This window comes from Mesorhizobium sp. 10J20-29 (assembly GCF_054130485.1).
Genome location: NZ_CP199156.1, coordinates 1,482,305 through 1,503,840 on the forward strand (window position 1 = coordinate 1,482,305; position 21,536 = coordinate 1,503,840).

The 21,536-nt window shown below is 65.1% G+C and carries 24 protein-coding genes and 1 pseudogene; 16 read left to right on the top strand and 9 right to left on the bottom strand.

Features of this window, described 5'->3' with window-relative positions:
- Positions 1-129 precede the first annotated feature (129 nt).
- The 5 genes from hslU to hslV form a co-directional block, all read right to left on the bottom strand.
- A complete protein-coding gene (gene hslU / locus ACT2BZ_RS07135; RefSeq protein ID WP_457940155.1) occupies positions 130-1,443 on the bottom strand; it encodes an ATP-dependent protease ATPase subunit HslU in 1,314 nt (437 codons plus the stop codon).
- A gap of 30 nt (positions 1,444-1,473) precedes the next feature.
- Positions 1,474-2,523 carry a hypothetical protein gene (locus tag ACT2BZ_RS07140; protein WP_457940157.1) on the bottom strand — a complete coding sequence of 350 codons (1,050 nt, stop codon included), beginning with the start codon at positions 2,521-2,523 and terminating at the stop codon, positions 1,474-1,476.
- On the bottom strand, positions 2,520-3,119 hold the full coding sequence (locus ACT2BZ_RS07145) for a DUF2585 domain-containing protein (protein ID WP_457940159.1): 600 nt from the start codon (positions 3,117-3,119) through the stop codon (positions 2,520-2,522). The genes ACT2BZ_RS07140 and ACT2BZ_RS07145 overlap by 4 nt, the downstream gene beginning before the upstream one ends.
- A gap of 92 nt (positions 3,120-3,211) precedes the next feature.
- A complete protein-coding gene (locus ACT2BZ_RS07150) occupies positions 3,212-3,727 on the bottom strand; it encodes a GNAT family N-acetyltransferase (protein ID WP_457940160.1) in 516 nt (171 codons plus the stop codon).
- Positions 3,711-4,265, bottom strand: a complete 555-nt coding sequence (hslV, locus tag ACT2BZ_RS07155; RefSeq protein WP_457940162.1) for an ATP-dependent protease subunit HslV — start codon at positions 4,263-4,265, stop codon at positions 3,711-3,713. The genes ACT2BZ_RS07150 and hslV overlap by 17 nt, the downstream gene beginning before the upstream one ends.
- A 191-nt stretch (positions 4,266-4,456) precedes the next feature.
- Between hslV and hisB the strand changes: the two genes are divergently transcribed.
- The 10 genes from hisB to ACT2BZ_RS07205 all read left to right on the top strand — a co-directional run bounded on the left by hisB (position 4,457) and on the right by ACT2BZ_RS07205 (position 12,186).
- Positions 4,457-5,056 carry an imidazoleglycerol-phosphate dehydratase HisB gene (gene hisB, locus ACT2BZ_RS07160; protein ID WP_457940163.1) on the top strand — a complete coding sequence of 200 codons (600 nt, stop codon included), beginning with the start codon at positions 4,457-4,459 and terminating at the stop codon, positions 5,054-5,056.
- A 13-nt stretch (positions 5,057-5,069) separates the two neighbouring features.
- Positions 5,070-5,549 carry a DUF2628 domain-containing protein gene (locus ACT2BZ_RS07165; RefSeq protein ID WP_457940164.1) on the top strand — a complete coding sequence of 160 codons (480 nt, stop codon included), beginning with the start codon at positions 5,070-5,072 and terminating at the stop codon, positions 5,547-5,549.
- Position 5,550: 1 nt separating this feature from the next.
- Positions 5,551-6,201, top strand: coding sequence for an imidazole glycerol phosphate synthase subunit HisH (gene hisH, locus ACT2BZ_RS07170; RefSeq protein ID WP_457940165.1), 651 nt, complete (start codon positions 5,551-5,553; stop codon positions 6,199-6,201).
- Positions 6,198-6,953 carry a 1-(5-phosphoribosyl)-5-[(5-phosphoribosylamino)methylideneamino]imidazole-4-carboxamide isomerase gene (gene hisA / locus ACT2BZ_RS07175; RefSeq protein ID WP_457940166.1) on the top strand — a complete coding sequence of 252 codons (756 nt, stop codon included), beginning with the start codon at positions 6,198-6,200 and terminating at the stop codon, positions 6,951-6,953. The genes hisH and hisA overlap by 4 nt, the downstream gene beginning before the upstream one ends.
- Positions 6,954-6,957: 4 nt before the next feature.
- Positions 6,958-7,743 (top strand): imidazole glycerol phosphate synthase subunit HisF, encoded by a 786-nt coding sequence (gene hisF, locus ACT2BZ_RS07180; RefSeq protein ID WP_457940167.1) that lies wholly within the window; start codon positions 6,958-6,960, stop codon positions 7,741-7,743.
- Between the two features lie 21 nt (positions 7,744-7,764).
- A complete protein-coding gene (locus ACT2BZ_RS07185; protein ID WP_457940168.1) occupies positions 7,765-8,091 on the top strand; it encodes a phosphoribosyl-ATP diphosphatase in 327 nt (108 codons plus the stop codon).
- Between the two features lie 20 nt (positions 8,092-8,111).
- Complete coding sequence (gene coaA / locus ACT2BZ_RS07190) at positions 8,112-9,071, top strand: type I pantothenate kinase (RefSeq protein WP_457940169.1); 960 nt, start codon at positions 8,112-8,114, stop codon at positions 9,069-9,071.
- Positions 9,072-9,154: 83 nt separating this feature from the next.
- Positions 9,155-10,165, top strand: coding sequence for a glycosyltransferase family 2 protein (locus ACT2BZ_RS07195; RefSeq protein ID WP_457940170.1), 1,011 nt, complete (start codon positions 9,155-9,157; stop codon positions 10,163-10,165).
- Positions 10,166-10,204: 39 nt separating this feature from the next.
- Positions 10,205-10,618: a GtrA family protein gene (locus tag ACT2BZ_RS07200; RefSeq protein WP_457940171.1), complete on the top strand. Its 414-nt coding sequence runs from the start codon at positions 10,205-10,207 to the stop codon at positions 10,616-10,618.
- Complete coding sequence (locus ACT2BZ_RS07205) at positions 10,615-12,186, top strand: hypothetical protein (RefSeq protein WP_457940172.1); 1,572 nt, start codon at positions 10,615-10,617, stop codon at positions 12,184-12,186. The genes ACT2BZ_RS07200 and ACT2BZ_RS07205 overlap by 4 nt, the downstream gene beginning before the upstream one ends.
- 41 nt (positions 12,187-12,227) lie before the next feature.
- Here the strand turns inward: ACT2BZ_RS07205 and ACT2BZ_RS07210 are convergent, their stop codons facing one another.
- From ACT2BZ_RS07210 to ACT2BZ_RS07225, 4 genes and pseudogenes are all read right to left on the bottom strand, one after another.
- On the bottom strand, positions 12,228-12,845 hold the full coding sequence (locus tag ACT2BZ_RS07210) for an alpha-ketoglutarate-dependent dioxygenase AlkB family protein (RefSeq protein ID WP_457940173.1): 618 nt from the start codon (positions 12,843-12,845) through the stop codon (positions 12,228-12,230).
- 90 nt (positions 12,846-12,935) lie between these two features.
- Positions 12,936-13,446: pseudogene (gene lysM, locus ACT2BZ_RS07215) on the bottom strand (peptidoglycan-binding protein LysM).
- A gap of 75 nt (positions 13,447-13,521) precedes the next feature.
- Entirely contained in the window at positions 13,522-13,959 is a 438-nt protein-coding gene (gene arfB, locus ACT2BZ_RS07220) for an alternative ribosome rescue aminoacyl-tRNA hydrolase ArfB (protein WP_457940174.1), read from the bottom strand.
- 77 nt (positions 13,960-14,036) lie between these two features.
- A complete protein-coding gene (locus tag ACT2BZ_RS07225; protein WP_457940175.1) occupies positions 14,037-15,647 on the bottom strand; it encodes a phosphoenolpyruvate carboxykinase in 1,611 nt (536 codons plus the stop codon).
- Between the two features lie 352 nt (positions 15,648-15,999).
- Here ACT2BZ_RS07225 and ACT2BZ_RS07230 point away from each other — a divergent pair, with 352 nt between their 5' ends.
- The 6 genes from ACT2BZ_RS07230 to ahcY all read left to right on the top strand — a co-directional run bounded on the left by ACT2BZ_RS07230 (position 16,000) and on the right by ahcY (position 21,366).
- Positions 16,000-16,701 carry a response regulator transcription factor gene (locus ACT2BZ_RS07230; RefSeq protein WP_457940176.1) on the top strand — a complete coding sequence of 234 codons (702 nt, stop codon included), beginning with the start codon at positions 16,000-16,002 and terminating at the stop codon, positions 16,699-16,701.
- A gap of 18 nt (positions 16,702-16,719) precedes the next feature.
- Positions 16,720-18,498: a stimulus-sensing domain-containing protein gene (locus ACT2BZ_RS07235; RefSeq protein ID WP_457940177.1), complete on the top strand. Its 1,779-nt coding sequence runs from the start codon at positions 16,720-16,722 to the stop codon at positions 18,496-18,498.
- A gap of 14 nt (positions 18,499-18,512) precedes the next feature.
- A complete protein-coding gene (locus ACT2BZ_RS07240; protein WP_457940179.1) occupies positions 18,513-18,962 on the top strand; it encodes an HPr kinase/phosphorylase in 450 nt (149 codons plus the stop codon).
- A gap of 166 nt (positions 18,963-19,128) precedes the next feature.
- Positions 19,129-19,530: a PTS sugar transporter subunit IIA gene (locus ACT2BZ_RS07245; protein ID WP_457940180.1), complete on the top strand. Its 402-nt coding sequence runs from the start codon at positions 19,129-19,131 to the stop codon at positions 19,528-19,530.
- The gene (locus ACT2BZ_RS07250; RefSeq protein ID WP_457940181.1) at positions 19,527-19,823 is read left to right on the top strand and encodes an HPr family phosphocarrier protein; all 297 of its coding nucleotides are present in this window, start codon (positions 19,527-19,529) and stop codon (positions 19,821-19,823) included. The genes ACT2BZ_RS07245 and ACT2BZ_RS07250 overlap by 4 nt, the downstream gene beginning before the upstream one ends.
- A gap of 148 nt (positions 19,824-19,971) precedes the next feature.
- The gene (gene ahcY, locus ACT2BZ_RS07255; RefSeq protein ID WP_457940182.1) at positions 19,972-21,366 is read left to right on the top strand and encodes an adenosylhomocysteinase; all 1,395 of its coding nucleotides are present in this window, start codon (positions 19,972-19,974) and stop codon (positions 21,364-21,366) included.
- Positions 21,367-21,536: the final 170 nt, after the last annotated feature.

Consider the following 21,536-nt stretch of genomic DNA (forward strand, 5'->3'; position numbering starts at 1 on the left):
GCCGCTGCAAGCCCAAGCCAACGCCGCGCAAACTAGGTAAAGCACGGCCGGAAGTCGAGAGCGCAGTCCGCCGGTCCCTGGCGGGAAACCGGCGACTGCTGCGATCCGGCCACACAGGCCAGCGCAAACCTAGAGAATGAAGCGCGACAGGTCGGTGTTGCGCGACAGGTCGCCGACATGCTTCTCGACGTACTCCGCATCGACCGAAAGTTCCGTGCCGCTCTTGTCGGGAGCTTCGAAGGAAATCTCGTCGAGCACCCGCTCCATGACCGTCTGCAGCCGTCTCGCGCCGATGTTCTCGACGCTGGCGTTGAGGTCGACGGCGATCTGCGCCAGGGAGTCGATGGCATCCTCGGTGAAGTCGAGCGTCACGCCCTCGGTGTTCATCAGCGCGATGTACTGCTTGATGAGGCTGGCCTCGGTCTCGGTCAGGATGCGGACGAAGTCGTCCTTCTCGAGCGCCCGGAGTTCGACGCGGATCGGCAAGCGGCCCTGCAGCTCGGGCAGCAGGTCCGACGGCTTGGCGATGTGGAAGGCGCCCGAGGCGATGAACAGGATGTGGTCGGTCTTCACCGGCCCGTACTTGGTCGCCACCGTGGTGCCCTCGACCAGCGGCAGCAGGTCGCGCTGCACGCCCTCGCGCGAGACGCCCGCACCCATCGTGCCGTTGCGCACGGCGATCTTGTCGATCTCGTCGAGGAAGACGATGCCGTCGTTCTCGGTCGATTCAAGCGAACGGCGCACCACCTCGTCCTGGTCGAGCAGCTTGTCGGACTCGTCGTTGATCAGGACCGCGTAGGATTCCTTGACGGTGGTCTTGCGCGTCTTGGTCTTGGCGCCGCCCATCGCCTTCTGCAGCATGTCGTTGATGTTGAGCACGCCGATATTGCCGCCCGGCATGCCGGGAATGTCGAAACCGGGCATGCCGCCGGTGCCGGTGTCGGTCACCTCGACCTCGATCTCCTTGTCGTCGAGCTCGCCGTCGCGCAGCTTCTTGCGGAAGCTGTCGCGCGTCGCGGGGCTCGCCGTCTTGCCGACCAGCGCCTCGAGCACGCGTTCCTCGGCATTGAGGTGGGCGCGCGCCTTGACGTCCTCGCGCATCTTCTCGCGGGTCAGCCCGATGGCCACCTCGACGAGATCACGGATGATCTGCTCGACGTCGCGGCCGACATAGCCGACCTCGGTGAACTTGGTTGCCTCGACCTTGATGAAGGGCGCGCCGGCGAGGCGCGCCAGGCGGCGCGAGATTTCGGTCTTGCCGACGCCGGTGGGCCCGATCATCAGGATGTTCTTCGGCATCACTTCCTCGCGCATCGCGCCGTCGAGCTGCTGGCGGCGCCAGCGGTTTCGCAGCGCAATGGCGACGGCGCGCTTGGCGTCGTTCTGGCCGATAATGTGCCGGTCGAGTTCCGAAACGATTTCGCGGGGGGAGAAGGTGTCCATGAAGAATACTCTTTAAACAGCAGGAGCCGCTTATGTATGGGGTGGGAGCCGGTGTACAAGAGCGACCGGCAACAGCGGCAGCAGCAGGCGGCGCAGTCCGTGCCAACCGGCGCTGAGCAGCAGCACCAGCGCGCCCAGCACCAGAAGGGTGAGAGGGGCCGTGCCGCTGGTCAGTCCGGCGTTCGCCACCAGCGTGCCGAAGGCGATGCCGGCATAGGACAGGCCGGCGACCAGGATGGCGCGTCGATCGACGATCAGCGCGACCAGCGACAGGGCAATGAAGATCGTCAGCACGGCAAGCGCTGACGCCGTGTCGAGGCTGCCGCCGCCGACGAAGCCGCTGACCAGCGGGTGGACGATCAGCGGCGCTGCCAGCATGTGCAGCCAGAAGGCGATGTCGGTGCGGCGTGTCTGCCTGGCCGGATCACTGAGGTCGAAGCGCATCGCGAGCGCGAATACGCCGATGCCGCAGACGAAGATGAGCGGAACGGTTGCGCGGCTGGCGAGATCGGGCGCCAGCAGGACGAAGAGGGCGACGATCGATGCGACCAGCGCCGCAGCACCGGCGGCGATGGTGATGGGCACGCGGAAGCGCAGATAGTGCAGCGCCGTTGCCGCCGCGGTGACGAGGCCAGCAAGGACTGCCGGCCAGCCCGAGACGTCGATGCCGAGCGAGAAGACGCTGGCGAGCTGCCTTGGATCCGCGATGGAAAGAAAGATTGAGACGGCAAAGACCAGCAGCAGCACGATGCTGGGCAGCGCCATGCGCCGCTGGCGGGTGAAATACTCGGCCAGCAGCCAGCACGCCGCGGCTGCGGCAAGGCGGGCGCCGGCATCGCCGATGAAGCCGCGCGCGAAATAGGTCAGGGCGCCAAGAAACAGCGCCAGCCCGATGGTGACGAAGATGTCGCCGAAGCCGGTGATGAAACGGAACTGCTCGCTGTCTGCCGGTCCGGATGATCCTGGAGGAGAGCCCTCCTGCTCGAGCGCATGCAGCGCCTCGACCTGGTCGGCGGTCAGAACGCCGCCGGCGAGCGCCCTGGCAAGCGTGTCTTCGGAGATCGGGCCGCGCATGGTCATAGTCCTCCCTGCCAGGCTTTGACCGCGTCGAGCGGATAGACCAGCATCAGGACGTTGAGGGTAAGGTTATCGCGGATCAGCCAGCCGACGCCGAGTTCGAAGACGATGGCGAGAAGGATCGTCAGCCAGACCGGCAGCCGCGCCGCCAGGAAGAAGCCGACCACCATGAACAGGGTGTCGAACACCGAGTTGACGATGCTGTCGCCGTAATAGTCGAGCGAGATCGTCGCCTCGCGGTAGCGGTTGATGATGATCGGGCTGTTCTCGAGGATTTCCCAGGCGGCTTCGAGCAGGACGGCGAAGGACAGCCGCGTCCACACGGTCGAGCGGCGGAATAGCAGCCAGAACAGCAGGTAGAACAGGAAGCCGTGGATGACGTGCGAGAAGGTGTACCAGTCCGACAGGTGCTGCGAGTTCTCGGAACTGACAACCACGCCGTGCCAGAGCTTCACGTAGCCGCATTTGCAGATCCAGATGCGGCCGAGCAGGTGCAGCAGGGCAGCCTGGGCGGCGACGAGAAGCGCTGCGACGGCGACACCCGTCTTCCAGTCCAGCCCCCGTGCGGCGCGCCCGTCCGTCGCATTTGTCTGTGCCACGTTCCCCTCCGCGTCCGAATCACTGTGTCGGCGGCGACAAGAGCACATCTGCGGCCCGACGGGGAGCGGGCTTCAGGCGGCCGGGTGGGGCGCTAGTCCTCGGCTTCCGCGTCGACGGCCATGACGAGCGCCGGGCCGAATGGGGTCGTCCGTTCGCCGAGCCGCCTGAAACCGGCCTTCTCGTAGGCGCGGATGGCGCGGCCGTTGCCGGGATGCGGGTCGATGATGACGCGCGGACAGCCTTCCTCGAACAGGATCTCGACGAAGGCGCGGACCAGCCGCGAGCCATGGCCGATGCCGACCAGTTCCGGCACGCCGATCGTCACGTCGATGCCGAGCGTACCGAAGGGCTGGTCCTGATAAGGGTGGTCGTCCTCGAGATGCGGGTCGTAGCTCTGGACGTAGCCGATCGGCTTGCCGTCGAGTTCGACGACCAGCGGCTCGGTGGAGTCGCTATCCATCGCCTCGACGATCTCGGCGAGCGCTGCGCCGGGGCCATCGTTCCACCATTCCGCGACATGCGGCTCGGCCAGCCAGGCCGACAGCATCGGCAGGTCGTCCTCGGTGACGGCCCGGAAGTCGTACTGGAAATCAGCCTTTCGCGGCATCGATGGTTTCGATGACGAAGCTGGAATTGGTGTAGACGCAGATTTCCGAGGCGATCTTCATCGCCCGGCGGGCGATTTCCTCGGCGTCCATGTCGGTGTCCATCAGGGCGCGGGCAGCGGCGAGCGCGTAATTGCCGCCCGAACCGATGGCCATCACGCCATGTTCCGGCTCCAGCACGTCGCCGGTGCCGGTCAGCGCCAGCGACACGTCCTTGTCGGCCACCAGCATCATCGCCTCGAGGCGGCGCAGGTAGCGGTCGGTGCGCCAGTCCTTGGCGAGCTCGACGGCGGCGCGGGTCAGCTGGTCGGGATATTGCTCGAGCTTTGCCTCGAGGCGTTCGAGCAGGGTGAAGGCATCGGCGGTGGCCCCGGCGAAGCCGGCGATCACATTGCCCTTGCCGAGGCGGCGCACCTTCTTGGCGTTGCCCTTCATGATGGTCTGGCCGAGGCTGACCTGGCCGTCGCCGGCGATCACCACCTTGCCGCCCTTGCGCACCGTCACGATGGTCGTGGCGTGCATGGAGAGTTCGTTCGACATGTCTTGCTCCGATTCAGGCGGTCCCGGAAAAGCGATCCGCCCGTTACGAGGATGAGTTCGGCCCTATGTATGCACGCACCGGGAGAATGCAAAGGCCCGAAAGCCGCCGGAAACCATGCACCCTTTCGCAACTGGCAATCGCCCGACCTTGCTGTTAGAAGGCTCTCGCCTTCAACCGCAGGACCGCCAGCATGAGCTCCCGTTCCGCCGAAATCGGCCGCAAGACCAAGGAGACGGAGATCGCCGTGTCGATCGACGTCGACGGCACTGGCCGCTCCGACATCGCAACCGGGGTCGGCTTCTTCGACCACATGCTCGACCAGCTGTCGCGCCATTCGCTGATCGACATGACGGTGAAGGCGAACGGCGACCTGCACATCGACGATCACCACACGGTTGAGGATACGGGCATCGCGCTCGGCCAGGCGCTGTCGAAGGCGCTCGGCGAGCGGCGCGGCATCATGCGCTATGCATCGATCGACCTTGCCATGGACGAGACGCTCACGCGCGCCGCAATCGACGTATCGGGCAGGCCCTTCCTCGTCTGGGACGTCAAGTTCTCCGCGCCCAAGATCGGCACTTTCGACACCGAGCTGGTGCGCGAGTTCTTCCACGCACTGGCGCAGAACGCCGGCGTGACCCTGCATGTCGCCAATCACTACGGCGCCAACAACCACCACATCGCCGAGACCTGCTTCAAGGCGGTGGCCAGGGTGCTGCGCGCGGCAACCGAGCGCGATCCGCGCCAGCCCGACGCCGTGCCCTCCACCAAGGGCAGTCTGAAGGGTTAGGACCGGACCTGCTATGGCCATCTATGTCGTGATGGAGCCGCCCGGCGCGGCAGGCAGCGAAGCGGAGGCGCGTGCCGTCTTCGTGCGCGACGCCTTCTCCGCGATCGCCTTCCTGCTGCCGCCGCTCTGGCTGCTGTGGCACCGGCTGTGGATCGAGGCGGCCATCGCGTTGATCACAGCCGTGGCGCTGTCGGCGCTCGGCGAAATGGCGGGCCTCGGCTTTACCGGCGGTGCGCTGTCGCTGCTCGTGTCGGTCTATGTCGGGCTCGAGGGTCCGGCCTTGCGCATCGCCGCGCTCACGCGGCGCGGCTGGCGCCAGTGGGGCGTCGTCGAGGCAAGCGGCCGCGACGAGGCCGAGATCCGCTACATTGCCGGCACCGCGCCCGAACAGGCGGCGCGAGTGGCGGCCGTCCCGGAACCCCAGCTGCAGCTCGGCCGGCCCGCGGCCTCCGGCCCGGCGCTCGGCCTTTTCAGCTATCCCGGAAAGCCCTGACATGCGGGTCGCCATCATCGACTACGGCTCGGGCAATCTGCGCTCGGCGACCAAGGCCTTCGAGCGCGCCGCCCGCGAGGCAGGCATTGCCGCCGAGATCGCGCTTACCGCCGATGCCGAGCGCGTGCGCGGCGCCGACCGCATCGTGCTGCCGGGCGTCGGCGCCTATGCCGACTGCGCGGCCGGCCTGCACGCTGTCGAGGGCATGTGGGAGGCGGTCGAGGAGGTGGCCATCGCCCGGGCGAGGCCGTTTCTCGGCATCTGCGTCGGCATGCAGCTGATGTCCGAGCGCGGGCTGGAAAAGACGGTCACCAGGGGCTTGGGCTGGATCGCCGGCGACGTGAAGGAAATCGCGCCGAACGACCCTGCACTGAAGATTCCGCAGATCGGCTGGAACACGATTCACGTGAAACAGGCGCATCCCCTGTTCGACGGCATCGCCACCGGCGAGAACGGCCTGCACGCCTATTTCGTCCACTCCTACCACCTCGACGCCACCGATCCGGCACAGGTGCTGGCGACCACCGACTATGGCGGCCCGGTCACGGCGGCAGTCGGGCGTGACAACCTCGCCGGCACGCAGTTCCATCCCGAAAAGAGCCAGGCGCTCGGCCTGGCCCTCATCGCCAATTTCCTGAGGTGGAAGCCTTGATCCTTTTCCCGGCAATCGACCTCAAGGACGGCCAGTGCGTTCGCCTGAAGCTCGGCGACATGGCGACAGCGACCGTCTACAACGAGAACCCCGCCGCGCAGGCCAGGGCCTTCGAGGAGCAGGGCTTCGAGTGGCTGCATGTCGTTGATCTCAACGGCGCCTTCGAGGGTCAGAGCGTCAACAGCGCCGCGGTCGGCGCCGTCCTGCAGGCGACGAAGAACCCGGTGCAGCTCGGCGGCGGCATCCGCACGCTGGCGCAGATCGAGGACTGGCTCGACCGCGGGCTGGCCCGCGTCATCCTCGGAACCGTGGCGGTGCGCGATCCGGATCTGGTGAAGCAGGCCTGCAGGCTGTTTCCCGGCAAGATCGCCGTCGGCATCGACGCCAAGGGCGGCAAGGTGGCCGTCGAAGGCTGGGCCGAGGCCTCGGAGCTCGGCGTCATCGAACTGGCAGAAAAGTTCGAGGGCGCGGGCGTCGCGGCCATCATCTACACCGACATCGACCGCGACGGTGTGCTGGCCGGCATCAACTGGGCCTCGACCATCGAACTCGCCGATGCCGTTTCGATCCCGGTCATCGCCTCGGGCGGCTTGGCCTCGCTGGCAGATGTGGTGCGCATGACCATGCCCGACGCGCACAAGCTCGAAGGCGCCATATCCGGCCGCGCGCTCTATGACGGGCGCATCGACCCGGCCGAGGCGCTGGCCGTGCTGCGCGGCCGTGGCAATGCCGCGCCGGCAGGGCTAGACTAGGCGCATGACCCTCAAATCCCGCGTCATTCCCTGTCTCGATGTCAAGGACGGCCGCGTCGTCAAGGGCGTCAACTTCGTCGACCTGATCGATGCCGGCGACCCGGTCGAGGCGGCGCGCGCCTATGATGCGGCCGGCGCCGACGAACTCTGCTTCCTCGACATCACCGCCTCGTCGGACAACCGCGAGACGATCTTCGACGTCATCGCCCGCACGGCCGAGCATTGCTTCATGCCGCTGACGGTTGGCGGCGGCGTGCGGCAGGTGGCCGACATCCGCAAGCTGCTTCTGGCCGGCGCCGACAAGGTTTCGATCAACACGGCCGCGGTGAACAATCCCGATTTCGTCGCCGAGGCGGCAGACAAGTTCGGCAACCAGTGCATCGTCGTCGCCATCGACGCCAAGAAGGTTTCGGCGCCGGGCGAAGAAGACCGCTGGGAAATCTTCACCCATGGCGGGCGCAACAAGACCGGCATCGATGCCGTCGAGTTCGCTGAGAAGGTTGTCGGCCTAGGGGCCGGCGAGATCCTGCTGACCTCGATGGACAAGGACGGCACGAAATCGGGTTACGACATCGCGCTGACGCGGGCTATCGCCGACGCGGTGCGCGCGCCGGTCATCGCGTCAGGCGGCGTCGGCACGCTCGACCACTTGGTCGCCGGCATACGCGACGGCCATGCCACGGCCGTTCTGGCCGCCTCGATCTTTCACTTCGGGACCTATTCGATTTCAGAGGCCAAGGCCTATATGGCTGAGGCCGGCCTGGCTATGCGGCTCGATGCGGCCGCCTGAGCCGGCAACGGAGATCTTCTGATGACTGCATTTTCGCTCGCCGATCTGGAAAAGATCATCGCCGAGCGGGCCGCCTCCGGCGATCCGCAGTCCTGGACGGCCAAGCTGATGGCCGGCGGCATGGACAAAGCGGCCAAGAAGCTTGGCGAGGAGGCGGTGGAGACGGTGATCGCGGCGGTCAGCGAGGATCGTGGCGCCATCGTTTCGGAAAGTGCCGATCTTCTCTATCATTGGCTGGTCGTGCTGGCCCTCGCGGGCGTGCCGCTTGCAGACGTGATGGACGAGCTCGAGCGCCGCACGGCGCGCTCGGGCATCGCCGAAAAGGCTGCGCGGGCCGGGCCCGCCTGAGGCGAAGGACGGTGAACCCGATGGACCAGCTGGCGCCGAGCGAACGCTATTCGCCCTACCGCTTCTTCTCGGCCGAGAAATGGGCAGAGTTCCGCGCCGATACGCCGCTGACGCTGACGCCCGACGAGGTCAGGCGGCTTTCCTCGCTCTACGACCCGATCGACATCGACGAGGTGCGGCGCATCTATTTGTCGCTGTCGCGCCTGCTCTATGCCCATGTCGAGACGAGCCAGGTGCTGTTCAGCCAGCGCAAGGCCTTCTTCAGCGCCGATGACGCCATCAAGACGCCCTACATCATCGGCATGGCCGGCTCTGTCGCTGTCGGCAAGTCGACCACGGCCCGTGTCCTCAAGGAGCTGCTGGCGCGCTGGCCGTCGAGCCCCAAGGTCGACCTCGTCACCACGGACGGTTTCCTGCTGCCCAACGAGGTGCTGCGGCGCGACAATCTGATGGAGCGCAAGGGCTTTCCCGACAGCTACGATGTCGGCGCCCTGCTGCGCTTCCTGTCGGCGATCAAGTCGGGCGAGCCGAACGTGCGCGCGCCGGTCTATTCACATCTGGTCTACGACGTCATGCCAGGCGAATACGTCACAATCGACCGGCCGGACATCCTGATCTTCGAGGGGCTGAACGTGCTGCAGCCGCGCGAACTGCCCAAGGACGGCAATTTCGTGCCCTTCGTGTCGGACTTCTTCGACTTCTCGATCTATATCGACGCCGACGAGACGCTGATCCGGCAATGGTATGTCGACCGATTCATGCGGCTGCGCGAGACGGCCTTCCGCAATCCTGAGTCCTTCTTTCACCGCTATTCGCAGCTTTCGGACGATGCCGCAGGCGCCATCGCCGAGGGACTCTGGAACAACATCAACCTGAAAAACCTCAGGGAAAACATCCTGCCGACCCGCCCGCGCGCCGACCTTATCCTGCGCAAGGGCGTGCGCCATCTCGTCGAGGAAGTGGCGCTGCGCAAACTTTAGGGCCGGGTTTAAAGTTAACTTAACCGCGCTTTTCTAGTCTCCGCCGCGACAACGTCCATGAACCGACAGGCGAGCGGCAACCGATGAACGCGCCTTTTTTGCATAAAGACGGGCCGTCGGTGACAGGAGCCGATACGCTGGAGAATGGCGCAGCGACGATTGCCATCGTCGTTCCGGTGCACAATGAGGAAGACGCGATTGCGCCTTTTCTGGAAGCAGTACGCCAGAACACCGACGTCCTGGCCGAGCAGGGTCTCGCCTTCGAGTTCATCTTCGTCAACGACGGCAGCACCGACGCGACACTGGAGCGCCTGGTAGAGGCGCAGGGCCATGATGCACGCATCCGCGTGCTCGACCTGTCGCGCAATTTCGGCAAGGAGGCGGCGATGACGGCAGGCCTCGACGCCTGCGACGCCGATGCCGCGATTCCCATGGACGTTGACTTGCAGGACCCGCCCTATGTCATTCCGCTGCTGATCGAGAAGTGGCGCGAGGGCTACGAGGTGGTGCTTGCCAAGCGCGCCGACAGGTCGAGCGACGGCTTCATGAAGAAGCGGAGCGCCTCGATGTTCTACCGGGTCCACAACTACATGGCCGCCCAGCAGATCCCGCGCGACGTCGGCGATTTCCGCCTGGTCGACCGCCAGGTGATCGACGCGCTGCGTGCGCTTCCCGAGCGCCGCCGCTTCATGAAGGGCCTGTTCGCCTGGGTCGGTTTCAACACCGCAACGGTCGAATATGTTCGCGACCCGCGCCTGACTGGCCAGTCGAAATTTTCCGGCTGGAAGCTGTGGAACTTCGCCATCGAGGGGATCACCAGCTTTTCCAGCGCGCCGCTCGAGATCTGGACCTATGTCGGCGCCATCATCTCGGCCTTCTCGTTTCTCTATGGCCTCGTGATCGTCGCCAAGACACTGCTTTTCGGCATCGATGTGCCTGGTTACGCGTCGATCCTCGTCAGCGTGTTGTTTCTGGGCGGCATCCAGCTGCTCGGCATTGGCATAATCGGCCAATACCTCGGACGTGTTTATGCCGAAATCAAGCAGCGGCCGATTTACATCGTCCGCCGCACCTATGGGGGAACGCCGTCGTGAATGCGGAACTGCCCGCCGTTTCAGGCGCCTGACGGACGGATGCTTCGCCTCCCCGACCTTGCACGCATCATGCGGTTTGGCCTCGTCGGCGTGGCAGCGACGCTGACCTATGCCGGCGTTGCCGCCATGCTGTCCTACGGCCAGCTGGCCAAAGCCTTCTCCGCTACGCTTGCCTCGTTCGTCGCCTACTTGATCGCCATGCCGATCTCGTATTTCGGGCACAAGTGGCTGACCTTCGGGTCGCGCGGCTCGCATGCGCAAGAGGCGCCACGGTTTGTCGCCTCGGCCCTGCTCGGCATCGCCATTTCCTGCATTCTGCCGCTGACCCTCGTTGAGTGGCTGGGCTACACGCCCGCCGTGTCGATCGTTGCGGCGACGATACTCGTCCCGCTGACCAACTATGTTGTCCTTGGGCTCTGGGTCTTCCCAACCTCAGGGGAGCAATTGACATGAGCGCCTCGGACGACCTCAGTATCGGCCCTGTCTGCAGTTCCGCCGCACCAAATGTGGGAGTTGCAACTCGAACCACGCTTGCCTGTGTGGGGATCACCTTTCTCGGCATCCTTTACCAGATGCGCTGGGGCACCATTCCTGACACGAGCTGGCTGATAACCGTCTGCGAACGCGTGCTCTCGGGCGACCAGCTTTACGTGGAGGTCTATGAAACAAACCCGCCCTTCTCGATCTGGCTCTATCTGCCGCCGGTCGCGCTTGCGGGAATGCTCAACGTAGCGCCGGAAATCCTGGTCCACGCGTGGACCTACCTCGCCGCCATTCTGGGCTTCGGGCTGGCGTGTCTCGTCGTTCGTCGCGCCGGATTTCCGGAAGGCTCGGCCCTCGCCACGCTGGCGCCGGCCTTCTACGCCCTGCTGGTCTTGTTTCCCGGCCTCGCCTTCAGCGAGCGCGAACACATAGGCATGGCGCTATTCCTGCCGCTGTTGGCACTGCTCGCCTGGCGTGCCCGGCCGGCCAGCCCGCCACCAGGCCTCGGCCTCGCCATTCTCGTCGGCGCTTCCGGCAGCATCCTCCTGCTGGTGAAACCCTACTACGCTCTCATGGTTCTTCTGCCGGCGCTCTTCGCCGCATGGCGGCGCCGCAGCCTGCGGCCGATTTTCGCGCCCGAGATGTGGGTGATCGGCTTTGTCTGCACCGCCTATCTCGTGGCGGTGACATCGCTTCATCCTGAATATATCAGCGACTTTCTTCCCGTCCTCACCGACACCTACCTGAAGATCCGCGGCTACCTGGCGCTGACCCTGCAATACTGCATCCCCTTTTCGTTCCTGATGTTCCTCGCCTGGCGCCTGTGGCCGATCGGGCGCGTTCCGGAACTCGCCACTGTTGCGACGCTGGCTTCCATCGCCGGCATGTTTCCGCTCATCTACCAGGCCAAGGGTTGGGCCTATCACGCCTACCCGGCCATTCTCTGTGCCATCTTTGCCCTGTTATGCCTATTGGCCTTGCCTGCGGCGGCGCGGCGCGCCGAGCAATGGCAGGGCGCCATGTCCCTCTTCATGAGGCCCGGCATCGCGATGGTGCTGATGGGGATCATCGTGGCCTATGCGCCTTTCGTGACAACGCAAAAGCCGAGTGCCGACCTCGTCCAGACGGTGCGCGGTGCCACGGTCAATCCCACGGTCGCCCAGATTGGCACCGATTTGGCGGTAGGGCACCCATTGACCCGCATGGTGGGGGGACGTTGGGCCGAAACCTATGTGAGTGACTGGCTTGGAACCTCGGCGCTGGTTCTCTCGGCAAAGGCGCGCCGCGACGGTGACGTGGACGAAGCGGATCGATACCTGGCGATGGTCGAGCGCTATGCGGCGGGCAAGCGCGAGGAGTTCGAGCGCATCCGACCCGATATCGTCGCGATCCAGAAAATCGAGCCGGTGTGGAGGAAGCTGCTCGAAAGCCGCTTCGGCTTCGACCGGATCATGGCGGAGTACCGCCCTATCGCCGAGGATGACGAGGTGCTCATCTATCTCCGCAACGACTATGCGCCCGCCAAGGCCGTCGACTAGCGACTTCGCGGTCCTTCCCCCGGAAGCAGGCGGGAAGCCGTTCATGCATCCTTTGTCACCCGCCTGAGCGTCAGATTGATCCTGCCGCCATTCTTCAGCAGCGCCGAGGTAGACGGGTAGATGCGGTCCACGCCGTGGAAAGCGAGGCGCCCCTCGCCGCCGAGGATGACGACGTCGCCGCTCTCCAGCCGGAACGACATGGTGCGCTCGCCCCGGCTGGTGCCGCCGACGCGGAACAGGCAGGCGTCGCCGAGCGACACCGACACGACCGGTGCCGAGAGGTCGGCCTCGTCGCGGTCCTGGTGCAGGCCCATCTTCGCCGTGTCGGCATAGAAATTGACGAGGCAGGCCTGCGGCGGCTGCGGGTGACCAGAGACGGCGTCCCACAGGCGCAGCAGCGCTTCGGGAATAGGCGGCCAGGGCTCGCCGGTCACCGGATGGGTGGCCTGGTAGCGGTAGCCGCGCTCCTTGTCGGTAACCCAGCCGAGCGCGCCGCAATTGGTCATGCGCACGCTCATTTCCTTGCCGGTGCGCGGCATCGCGGGCACGTAGAGCGGGGCTGCCTGGACCACGGCGCGCACCTCCTCGACCAGCGCTTCCTGCGCCGCGCGGTCGAGATGGCCGGGAATGTGCCTGACGCCTTTCGGCAGAACCAGCATGCTTCACCTTTCGGCCGACAGGGCCCTGAACGAGAAACGGCGGCCGCGAGGGCCGCCGTCCAGAGATAGGATAGGATTGTCCGGGGGCAATCAGGCCTCGGCGAGTTCCGGTATGCGCAGTGACTGGCCGGGGTAGATCTTGTCCGGATGCGTCAGCATCGGCTTGTTGGCCTCGAAGATCACCGGGTACTTGGACGCCTTGCCGTAGACCTCCTGGGCGATCTTGGACAGGTTGTCGCCCTTCTTGACCGTGTAGAACTTCGGCTGCTTGGCTGGCGTCGACGCCTTGACGAGCTCGGTCATGTCGATGCCGTCATCGAGCTTCAGGCCGGAGTCGGGAGCCACGATGTTCAATTCGTCGGCCTGCACCTTGGAGACGCCGAGCGTTGCCGATCGCAACGATTGCCTTTTCGAACACCGACTGGTCGGCGACGACTCCCTTCAGGATCGCCGTGTCTCCCTTGACCTCGACTTCGACCTTTTCGGTGCCGAGCTTGTGCGAATCGAGCTCCTTCTTCAGCGCCTTGGCCGAGGTCGCCTCGTCGTCATCGCCGAATCCAAGCTTGTTGCCGACGCTTTTCACGAAATCGAATATGCCCATCAGGCGGGTCTCCTTTGCGTTTTTTCCCCGCCGACTTTCGCATTCGGGGACCGGAATTGAAAGCAGGAAGCGTCGTCAGTCGTCGCTGACCCGGCCGCGCAGCTTCTTCACGGTCGAGCGTCCGGCCTTGCTTTTCAGCCGCCGCTCGACCGACCCCTTGGTCGGCCGCGTCTTCTTGCGCGGCGGCGGCGGCGGCTCGGCGGCCTTGGCCACCAGCTCCGTCAGCCGGGTGCGGGCGTCGGCCCGGTTCTGCTCCTGCGTGCGATAGCGCCCCGCCTCGATGACGATGACGCCCTCCTTGGTGGCGCGCTGGCCGGCGAGCTTGAGCGCCCGCGCGCGCACCCGCTCCGACAGGCCGGCGGCGTTGCGGGCATCGAAGCGCAGCTGCACCGCGGTCGCCACCTTGTTGACGTTCTGGCCGCCGGGACCGGACGAGCGGATGAAGTTCTCCTCGAGGTCGGCCTCGTGGATCACGGCTTCATGCGAGATGGTGATGGGTTCGTCGGCGGCCATGGCGCAGTGATGGCGCGGAAGCGGCAAAAAGAAAAGGCCCGGCAGCGCCGGGCCTTTCAGTAAACGAAGCAGGCTGCCTATTCGGCGGCGATCTGCGTGCGCGGCGCAGCACCCAGGACGGCGGCGTCGACATGGCTTTCGAACTTTTCAAAATTGTCGATGAACATGCCGACCAGCCGCTCCGCCTGGCGGTCGTAGGCAGACCGGTCACCCCAGGTCGAACGCGGATCGAGAATGGCGCGCTCGATGCCGGGAAGGGCCACCGGAACGGCAAAGCCGAAATGCGGATCGGTGCGGAACTCGGATTGGTTGAGCGAACCGTCGAGGGCCGCCGCCAGCAGTGCGCGCGTCGCCTTGATCGGCATGCGCCGGCCGGTGCCGTAGGCGCCGCCGGTCCAGCCGGTATTGACCAGCCAGCAGGCGGCGCCGTGACCGGCGATGAGCTGCTTGAGCAGGCTGCCGTACTCCGACGGATGGCGCGGCATGAAGGGCGCGCCGAAGCAGGTCGAGAAGGTTGCCTCCGGCTCGCTGACGCCGCGTTCCGTCCCGGCCACCTTGGCGGTGTAGCCCGACAGGAAGTGGTACATGGCCTGCGCCGGGGTGAGCCTGGCGATCGGCGGCATCACGCCGAAGGCGTCGGCGGTCAGCATGATGACGGTCTTCGGATGGCCGGCGCGGCCGGTCGTGCTGGCATTGGGGATGAAATCGAGCGGATAGGCGCAGCGCGTGTTCTCGGTCAGCGAGCCGTCGTCGAAGTCGGGCCGACGCTCGTCGTCGAGCACGACATTCTCGAGCACCGTGCCGAAGCGCTGCGTGGTTGCGAAGATCTCGGGCTCCGCCTCGGCCGAAAGGCGGATCGTCTTGGCGTAGCAGCCGCCTTCGAAGTTGAAGATGCCGTCCTCGCCCCAGCCATGCTCGTCGTCGCCGATCAGCGTGCGCGACGGGTCGGCCGACAATGTCGTCTTGCCGGTGCCCGACAGGCCGAAGAACACGGCGGCGTCGCCGTCGGGGCCGACATTGGCCGAGCAGTGCATCGGCATCACGCCGCTCTCGGGCAGCAGGTAGTTGAGCGCGGTGAACACCGCCTTCTTCATCTCGCCGGCATAGGCCGTGCCGCCGATCAGCACGATCATGCGCGTCAGGTCGATGGCGATGACGGTCTCGCAGCCAGTGCCGTGGCGCGCCGGGTCGGCGCGGAACGAGGGCAGGTCGATGATCGTCATGCGCGGCTCGAAGCCAGCCAGCGCGTCGCGTTCCGGCCGGATCAGCAGGTTGCGGATGAACAGCGAATGCCAGGCGTATTCGGTCACGACGCGCGTCGGCAGGCTGCTTGCCGCGTCGGCGCCGCCGATAAGATCCTGCACGAACAGGTCGCGGTCGGCCGCATGCGCCAGGAAGTCGGCGTGCAGGCGCTCGAAGGCCTCGGGCTCCATCGGCTTGTTGTTGTCCCACCAGACGCTTGGCGCCGTCCTGGCGTCGCGCACGATGTACTTGTCCTTCGGGGAGCGGCCGGTGTGCTGCCCGGTCAGCGCGACAAGCGCCCCGCCTGCGGTGAGTCGGGCCTCGCAACGCGCGATCGCGTGCTCGTAGAGCGCCGGTGCGGAAAAATTGTAATGCACGGTTCCAGAGGTGCTCAGGCCGACCTTGTCGATCCCGAAGTCTGGGTTGCGAATTCCGGCGTCAGTCATGGCGAGCCTCGGCTGTCTCTGGGCTTCGTTGAACGCGCCATGTTCTCCCGATGACGCGCAGGTTCCCGAAAACAGAAAAGCCAAGTGATATCAAATCATTAATCGATTTAAAGATTTTAAATTCTGTTTAAATCGTTTATATGTTGTTGGCTGCACAAATTTTAGGCCGGTGGGAACCGGTTGGTGGCGGCACTCGTGCGATGGAGTCCGGGTTGCCGAGCCTGTAGGGCAGTTCGCCGCACTCGCTTGTGGCCCGACCGGCATGTGTGCCACAATTTGTACCCAATTTGTCCCGCATCTGCCGGCTTCTCGAAGCAGGAAGGGACACCCGCTCATGAGGGAGCCGCTTGATATGGCAACGATCGCGCTTGTCGATGACGACCGCAACATTCTGACGTCGGTTTCGATTGCCCTGGAATCCGAGGGCTACAGGGTCGAGACATACACCGACGGGGCGTCCGCGCTGGAAGGGCTGGCCGCGCGCCCGCCGAACCTCGCCATCCTCGACATCAAGATGCCGCGCATGGACGGCATGGAGCTTCTGCGCCGCATGCGCCAGAAGACCGACCTGCCGGTGATCTTCCTGACCTCCAAGGACGACGAGATCGACGAGCTCTTCGGCCTCAAGATGGGCGCCGACGATTTCATCCGCAAACCCTTCTCGCAGCGCCTTCTGGTCGAGCGCGTCAAGGCCGTGCTGCGGCGCGCCAGCACGCGCGAAGCCACGGCCAAGACGCCGAACCAGCAGGCCCGCTCGCTGGAGCGCGGCCAGCTCGTCATGGATCAGGAGCGCCACACCTGCACCTGGCGCGGCGAGCCCGTGACGCTGACCGTGACGGAGTTTCTCATCCTGCACTCGCTGGCCCAGCGGCCCGGAGTCGTAAAAAGCCGTGATGCGCTGATGGATTCGGCCTATGATGAACAGGTCTATGTCGACGACCGGACCATCGACAGCCACATCAAGCGCCTGCGCAAGAAGTTCAAGCAGGTCGATGACGATTTCGAGATGATCGAAACGCTCTATGGAGTGGGCTACCGGTTTCGCGAGGCGTAAACCGGGGACCCCTGCCTTATGGCCATGGAAGCGGAGCTCAAGAACAGTCCGGCCGTTGCGAAACGGTCGGCCAAGGGGCGTGCTTCCTCGCTCGGCCGGGCGAAGGTCCGGCTGCAGCGCTTTCTCGGCCACTACATCTTTTCGAGCCTGACGCGCCGCATCCTGTTCCTCAACCTGGCCGCGCTCTGTGTGCTGGTCGTCGGCATCCTCTATCTCAACCAGTTTCGCGACGGCCTGATCGAAGCGCGCGTCGAGAGCCTGATGACGCAGGGCGAGATCATCGCTGGCGCCATCGCCGCCTCGGCAACGATCGAGACGGATTCCATCTCCATCGATCCCGAGAAACTGCTCGAGCTGCAGGCCGGCGAAAGTCTTGGCCCCGGCTCCGACCAGCTCGACAGCCTCGATTTCCCGATCAACCCCGAGCGTGTGGCCCCGGTCCTGCGGCGGCTGATCTCGCCGACCCGGACGCGAGCCCGCATCTACGACCGCGACGCCAACCTGCTGCTCGATTCGCGCCATCTCTATTCGCGCGGCCAGATCCTGCGCTACGACCTGCCCTCCGTCGACGAGGAGGTGCCCGGCATCCTCGACCACATCCAGCGCTTCATCGCCGAGTTCTTCCGCCGCACCGACCTGCCGATCTATCGCGAGCAGCCGGGTGGCAACGGCGCTGCCTTCCCGGAAGTCATGAACGCGCTGACCGGCATTCCCTCGACCGTGGTGCGCATCAGCGAACAGGGCGAGCAGATCGTCTCGGTCGCCGTGCCGGTGCAGCGCTTCCGCGCCGTGCTCGGCGTGCTGATGCTGTCGACGCAGGGCGGCGACATCGACAAGATCGTCGCCGCCGAACGCAAGGCCATCCTGCGCGTCTTCGGCGTCGCGGCGCTGGTCAACGTGCTTCTGTCGGTGATGCTCGCCTCGACAATCGCGCAACCGCTGCGCCGGCTTGCCGCCGCCGCCGTCAGGGTGCGCCGCGGCGTCAAGAACCGTGAGGAGATCCCCGATTTTTCCGACCGCCAGGACGAAATCGGCAACCTCTCCGTCGCCGTGCGCGACATGACCAATGCCCTCTATGCCCGTATCGAGGCCATCGAGAGTTTCGCCGCCGACGTCAGCCACGAGCTGAAGAATCCGCTGACTTCGCTGCGCAGTGCCGTCGAGACGCTGCCGATCGCCAAGACCGACGTGTCGCGCGGCCGGCTGATGGAGATCATCCAGCACGACGTGCGCCGGCTCGACCGCTTGATTACCGACATTTCCGATGCCTCGCGCCTCGACGCCGAACTGGCGCGTGAGGACGCCGGCCGCATGGACCTGAAGAAATTCGTCGCCGACCTCGTCGCCGTGTCGCGCGATTCCGGCCGTCACCGGAAGGTCGTCGAGATCGATTTCAAGCCTGACAAGGGCGCGGCCAAGAGCTTCATGGTCGTCGGCCACGATCTGCGCCTTGGCCAGGTCATCACCAACCTGATCGAGAATGCGCGTTCCTTCGTGCCGGAGGAGACGGGACGGATCACGATTTCATTGGCGCGTGCCGGCAAGCGCATCATCCTCAATGTCGACGACAATGGTCCGGGCATCCGGGCCGAGAGCGTCGAGCGCATCTTCGAGCGCTTCTACACCGACCGTCCGTCCGGCGAGGCCTTCGGCCAGAACTCCGGCCTCGGCCTGTCGATCAGCAGGCAGATCGTCGAGGCACATGGCGGTACTCTGACGGCCGAGAATATCATGGGCGGCAAGCCCGGCGAGATCCGCGGCGCGCGCTTCACCGTCACGCTTCCGGCCGACGGCTAGGCCGGTCACCCGAAATGGCTGACAACATCCATGCCAGCGCCGTCGTGCTTGGTGATCGCGGCGTGCTGATCACCGGCGAGCCCGGATCGGGCAAGACCGGGCTGGCGTTGGCATTGGTCGGCCACGCCCTGAATTTCGGCCTGTTTGGCCGCCTCGTCGGCGACGACCAGCTGTTTCTTTCCGCATTCGACGGCCGCCTCTGCTGCACGGCGCCGAAGACGATCCTTGGCCTGGCCGAGGTGCGCGGCTACGGTCCGGCGCGGCTGGATGTCGAGCCGGCTGCCCGCATCGACCTGCTTGTGAAACTGGTCGCGCCGCAGGTGGCGCCCCGCTATCCGGACAGCCAGACCACCATTCTGGCAGGCTGCGAACTGGCCTTCCTGGCGCTCGCCGCGGGAGACCGGCAGGCCGCGCTTCTTGCCGTAGCGGCAAGCCTTTCCTTGCCGCCTTTTGACGGCTTATGAACGGAAATGAATGCTGCAATGCGTCAAAATGGCTTGCACCGAGACACTTTTGGGCTTGTCAACGCTTCGTCGGTCGACAAGATTGCGCTCCCGTCAGCCGGATACTCCGGCTGGGGCGAAATATTCGTGAAGCCGGTGAACGGACGATGACGGGAGCCAGGGAAGCATGATCGGACTCGTGCTCGTAACGCACGGTCGACTGGCCGAGGAGTTCCGCAACGCCGTGGAACACGTCGTCGGCCCTCAGGAAAATTTTGAATCGGTAGCGATCGGCGCCGACGACGACATGGAGCGCCGCCGGCAGGACATCGTCGAGGCCGTGGCGCGCGTCGACAACGGCTCGGGCGTGGTCGTGCTCACCGACATGTTCGGCGGAACCCCGTCCAACCTCGCCATCTCCGTCATGGAGTCGGGACACATCGAGGTCATCGCTGGCATGAACCTGCCGATGCTGATCAAGCTGTCCAGCGTGCGCAAGACCGGCGATCTGGCGACCGCCGTCGAGCAGGCCCAGGCCGCGGGGCGGAAATACATCAACGTCGCCAGCCAGCTCCTGGCGACCAAATGAGCGACGCGCCGTCAGCCGATGGCCTGATCGAGCGCGATCTCATGATCGTCAATCAGCGCGGCCTGCATGCCCGCGCTTCCGCCAAGTTCGTCCAGGTCGCAGGCTCCTTCGACGCCAGCATCCATGTCGAGAAGGACGGTACCCGCGTCGGCGGCACCTCGATCATGGGCCTGATGATGCTGGCGGCCAGTCCCGGCTGCTCGGTGCGCGTCACTGCCAGCGGCCCTGAAGCCGAGAAGGCCATGGCGGCGATCGAGGAACTCGTTGCCACCCGCTTCGGCGAGGAAGCCTGATCTTCAGGCATATGCACGAATAAAGATTTCTTTATATCCCATTGTCGATCTGGGCGTGATCTGCTAGTCACGGCCCACATTTGCGCGCCCTTTTGTCCTCCGGGCAGGCGCGCCGAAACGCACCAATCACGCAATGCGGAGCACAAGCATGGCCAAGGACTACCACGTCGCAGATATCTCGCTCGCCGGCTGGGGCCGCAAGGAGATCGAGATCGCCGAAACCGAGATGCCGGGCCTGATGGCCTGCCGCGAGGAGTTCGGCAGCGACAAGCCGCTGAAGGGCGCGCGCATCTCAGGCTCGCTGCACATGACCATCCAGACGGCGGTGCTCATCGAAACGCTGAAGGCACTCGGCGCCGATGTGCGCTGGGCCTCCTGCAACATCTTCTCGACCCAGGACCACGCCGCGGCCGCCATCGCGGATGCCGGCATCCCGGTCTACGCGGTCAAGGGCGAGTCGCTCGAGGAATACTGGGCCTACACCGACCAGATCTTCCAGTGGACCGACGGCGGCACGTCGAACATGATCCTCGACGATGGCGGCGATGCCACCATGTACATCCTGATCGGCGCCCGCGCCGAGGCCGGCGAGGATGTCCTGTCAAAGCCGACCAGCGAGGAAGAGGAGTACTTCTACGCCCAGATCAAGAAGCGCCTGGCCGCCACGCCCGGCTTCTTCGCCAAGCAGAAGGCAGCGATCCGCGGCGTTACTGAGGAAACCACCACGGGCGTCAACCGTCTCTACCAGTTGCAGAAGAAGGGCCTGCTGCCCTTCCCGGCGATCAACGTCAATGACAGCGTCACCAAGTCGAAGTTCGACAACAAGTATGGCTGCAAGGAATCGCTGGTCGATGGCATCCGCCGCGGCACCGACGTGATGATGGCTGGCAAGGTCGCGGTCGTGTGCGGCTATGGCGACGTCGGCAAGGGCTCGGCCGCATCGCTGAGCGGTGCGGGCGCCCGCGTCAAGGTCACCGAGGTCGATCCGATCTGCGCCCTGCAGGCGGCGATGGACGGTTTCGAGGTGGTGACGCTCGAGGATGCGGCACCCACAGCCGACATCATCATCACCACGACCGGCAACAAGGACGTCGTGACCATCGATCACATGCGCAAGTTCAAGGACATGGCGATCGTCGGCAATATCGGCCATTTCGACAACGAGATTCAGGTCGCCTCTTTGCGCAACCTGAAATGGACCAACGTCAAGCCGCAGGTCGACATGATCACCTTCCCGGATGGCAAGCGCATGATCCTGCTGTCGGAGGGCCGTCTGCTCAACCTCGGCAACGCCACCGGCCACCCGAGCTTCGTGATGTCGGCTTCCTTCACCAACCAGGTGCTGGCGCAGATCGAGCTTTATGTCCGCGGCGAGAACTACAAGAACGAAGTCTATGTCCTGCCCAAGCACCTCGACGAAAAGGTCGCACGCCTTCATCTCGACAAGCTGGGCGCCAGGCTGACCGAACTGTCGGGCGAGCAGGCCGCCTATATCGGTGTCACGCCGCAGGGTCCTTTCAAGCCGGAACACTATCGCTATTAACCATAGCGCGTTCTACTACCAGATATTGAGGCCGGGCAGTTGACAAACTGTCCGGCCTTACTTTTTGCGGCGCAAGCTTCTTCACGCCGATTCGCGCAGGCGTTATGGTGGGTGATTCGCGGCGCCTCCGCTCCGGCGGCAATGGACCGGAGAGCGCATCGGGCGGCCTT

Excerpts from the sequence above, each read along its gene's own strand:
- hslU (WP_457940155.1), bottom strand. The coding sequence starts at position 1,443 with ATGGACACCTTCTCCCCCCGCGAAATCGTTTCGGAACTCGACCGGCAC.
- ACT2BZ_RS07140 (WP_457940157.1), bottom strand. The coding sequence starts at position 2,523 with ATGACCATGCGCGGCCCGATCTCCGAAGACACGCTTGCCAGGGCGCTC.
- ACT2BZ_RS07150 (WP_457940160.1), bottom strand. The coding sequence starts at position 3,727 with ATGCCGCGAAAGGCTGATTTCCAGTACGACTTCCGGGCCGTCACCGAG.
- hslV (WP_457940162.1), bottom strand. The coding sequence starts at position 4,265 with ATGTCGAACGAACTCTCCATGCACGCCACGACCATCGTGACGGTGCGC.
- hisB (WP_457940163.1), top strand. The coding sequence starts at position 4,457 with ATGAGCTCCCGTTCCGCCGAAATCGGCCGCAAGACCAAGGAGACGGAG.
- ACT2BZ_RS07165 (WP_457940164.1), top strand. The coding sequence starts at position 5,070 with ATGGCCATCTATGTCGTGATGGAGCCGCCCGGCGCGGCAGGCAGCGAA.
- hisH (WP_457940165.1), top strand. The coding sequence starts at position 5,551 with ATGCGGGTCGCCATCATCGACTACGGCTCGGGCAATCTGCGCTCGGCG.
- hisF (WP_457940167.1), top strand. The coding sequence starts at position 6,958 with ATGACCCTCAAATCCCGCGTCATTCCCTGTCTCGATGTCAAGGACGGC.
- ACT2BZ_RS07185 (WP_457940168.1), top strand. The coding sequence starts at position 7,765 with ATGACTGCATTTTCGCTCGCCGATCTGGAAAAGATCATCGCCGAGCGG.
- coaA (WP_457940169.1), top strand. The coding sequence starts at position 8,112 with ATGGACCAGCTGGCGCCGAGCGAACGCTATTCGCCCTACCGCTTCTTC.
- ACT2BZ_RS07195 (WP_457940170.1), top strand. The coding sequence starts at position 9,155 with ATGAACGCGCCTTTTTTGCATAAAGACGGGCCGTCGGTGACAGGAGCC.
- ACT2BZ_RS07200 (WP_457940171.1), top strand. The coding sequence starts at position 10,205 with ATGCTTCGCCTCCCCGACCTTGCACGCATCATGCGGTTTGGCCTCGTC.
- ACT2BZ_RS07205 (WP_457940172.1), top strand. The coding sequence starts at position 10,615 with ATGAGCGCCTCGGACGACCTCAGTATCGGCCCTGTCTGCAGTTCCGCC.
- ACT2BZ_RS07210 (WP_457940173.1), bottom strand. The coding sequence starts at position 12,845 with ATGCTGGTTCTGCCGAAAGGCGTCAGGCACATTCCCGGCCATCTCGAC.
- arfB (WP_457940174.1), bottom strand. The coding sequence starts at position 13,959 with ATGGCCGCCGACGAACCCATCACCATCTCGCATGAAGCCGTGATCCAC.
- ACT2BZ_RS07225 (WP_457940175.1), bottom strand. The coding sequence starts at position 15,647 with ATGACTGACGCCGGAATTCGCAACCCAGACTTCGGGATCGACAAGGTC.
- ACT2BZ_RS07230 (WP_457940176.1), top strand. The coding sequence starts at position 16,000 with ATGGCAACGATCGCGCTTGTCGATGACGACCGCAACATTCTGACGTCG.
- ACT2BZ_RS07235 (WP_457940177.1), top strand. The coding sequence starts at position 16,720 with ATGGCCATGGAAGCGGAGCTCAAGAACAGTCCGGCCGTTGCGAAACGG.
- ACT2BZ_RS07240 (WP_457940179.1), top strand. The coding sequence starts at position 18,513 with ATGGCTGACAACATCCATGCCAGCGCCGTCGTGCTTGGTGATCGCGGC.
- ACT2BZ_RS07245 (WP_457940180.1), top strand. The coding sequence starts at position 19,129 with ATGATCGGACTCGTGCTCGTAACGCACGGTCGACTGGCCGAGGAGTTC.
- ACT2BZ_RS07250 (WP_457940181.1), top strand. The coding sequence starts at position 19,527 with ATGAGCGACGCGCCGTCAGCCGATGGCCTGATCGAGCGCGATCTCATG.
- ahcY (WP_457940182.1), top strand. The coding sequence starts at position 19,972 with ATGGCCAAGGACTACCACGTCGCAGATATCTCGCTCGCCGGCTGGGGC.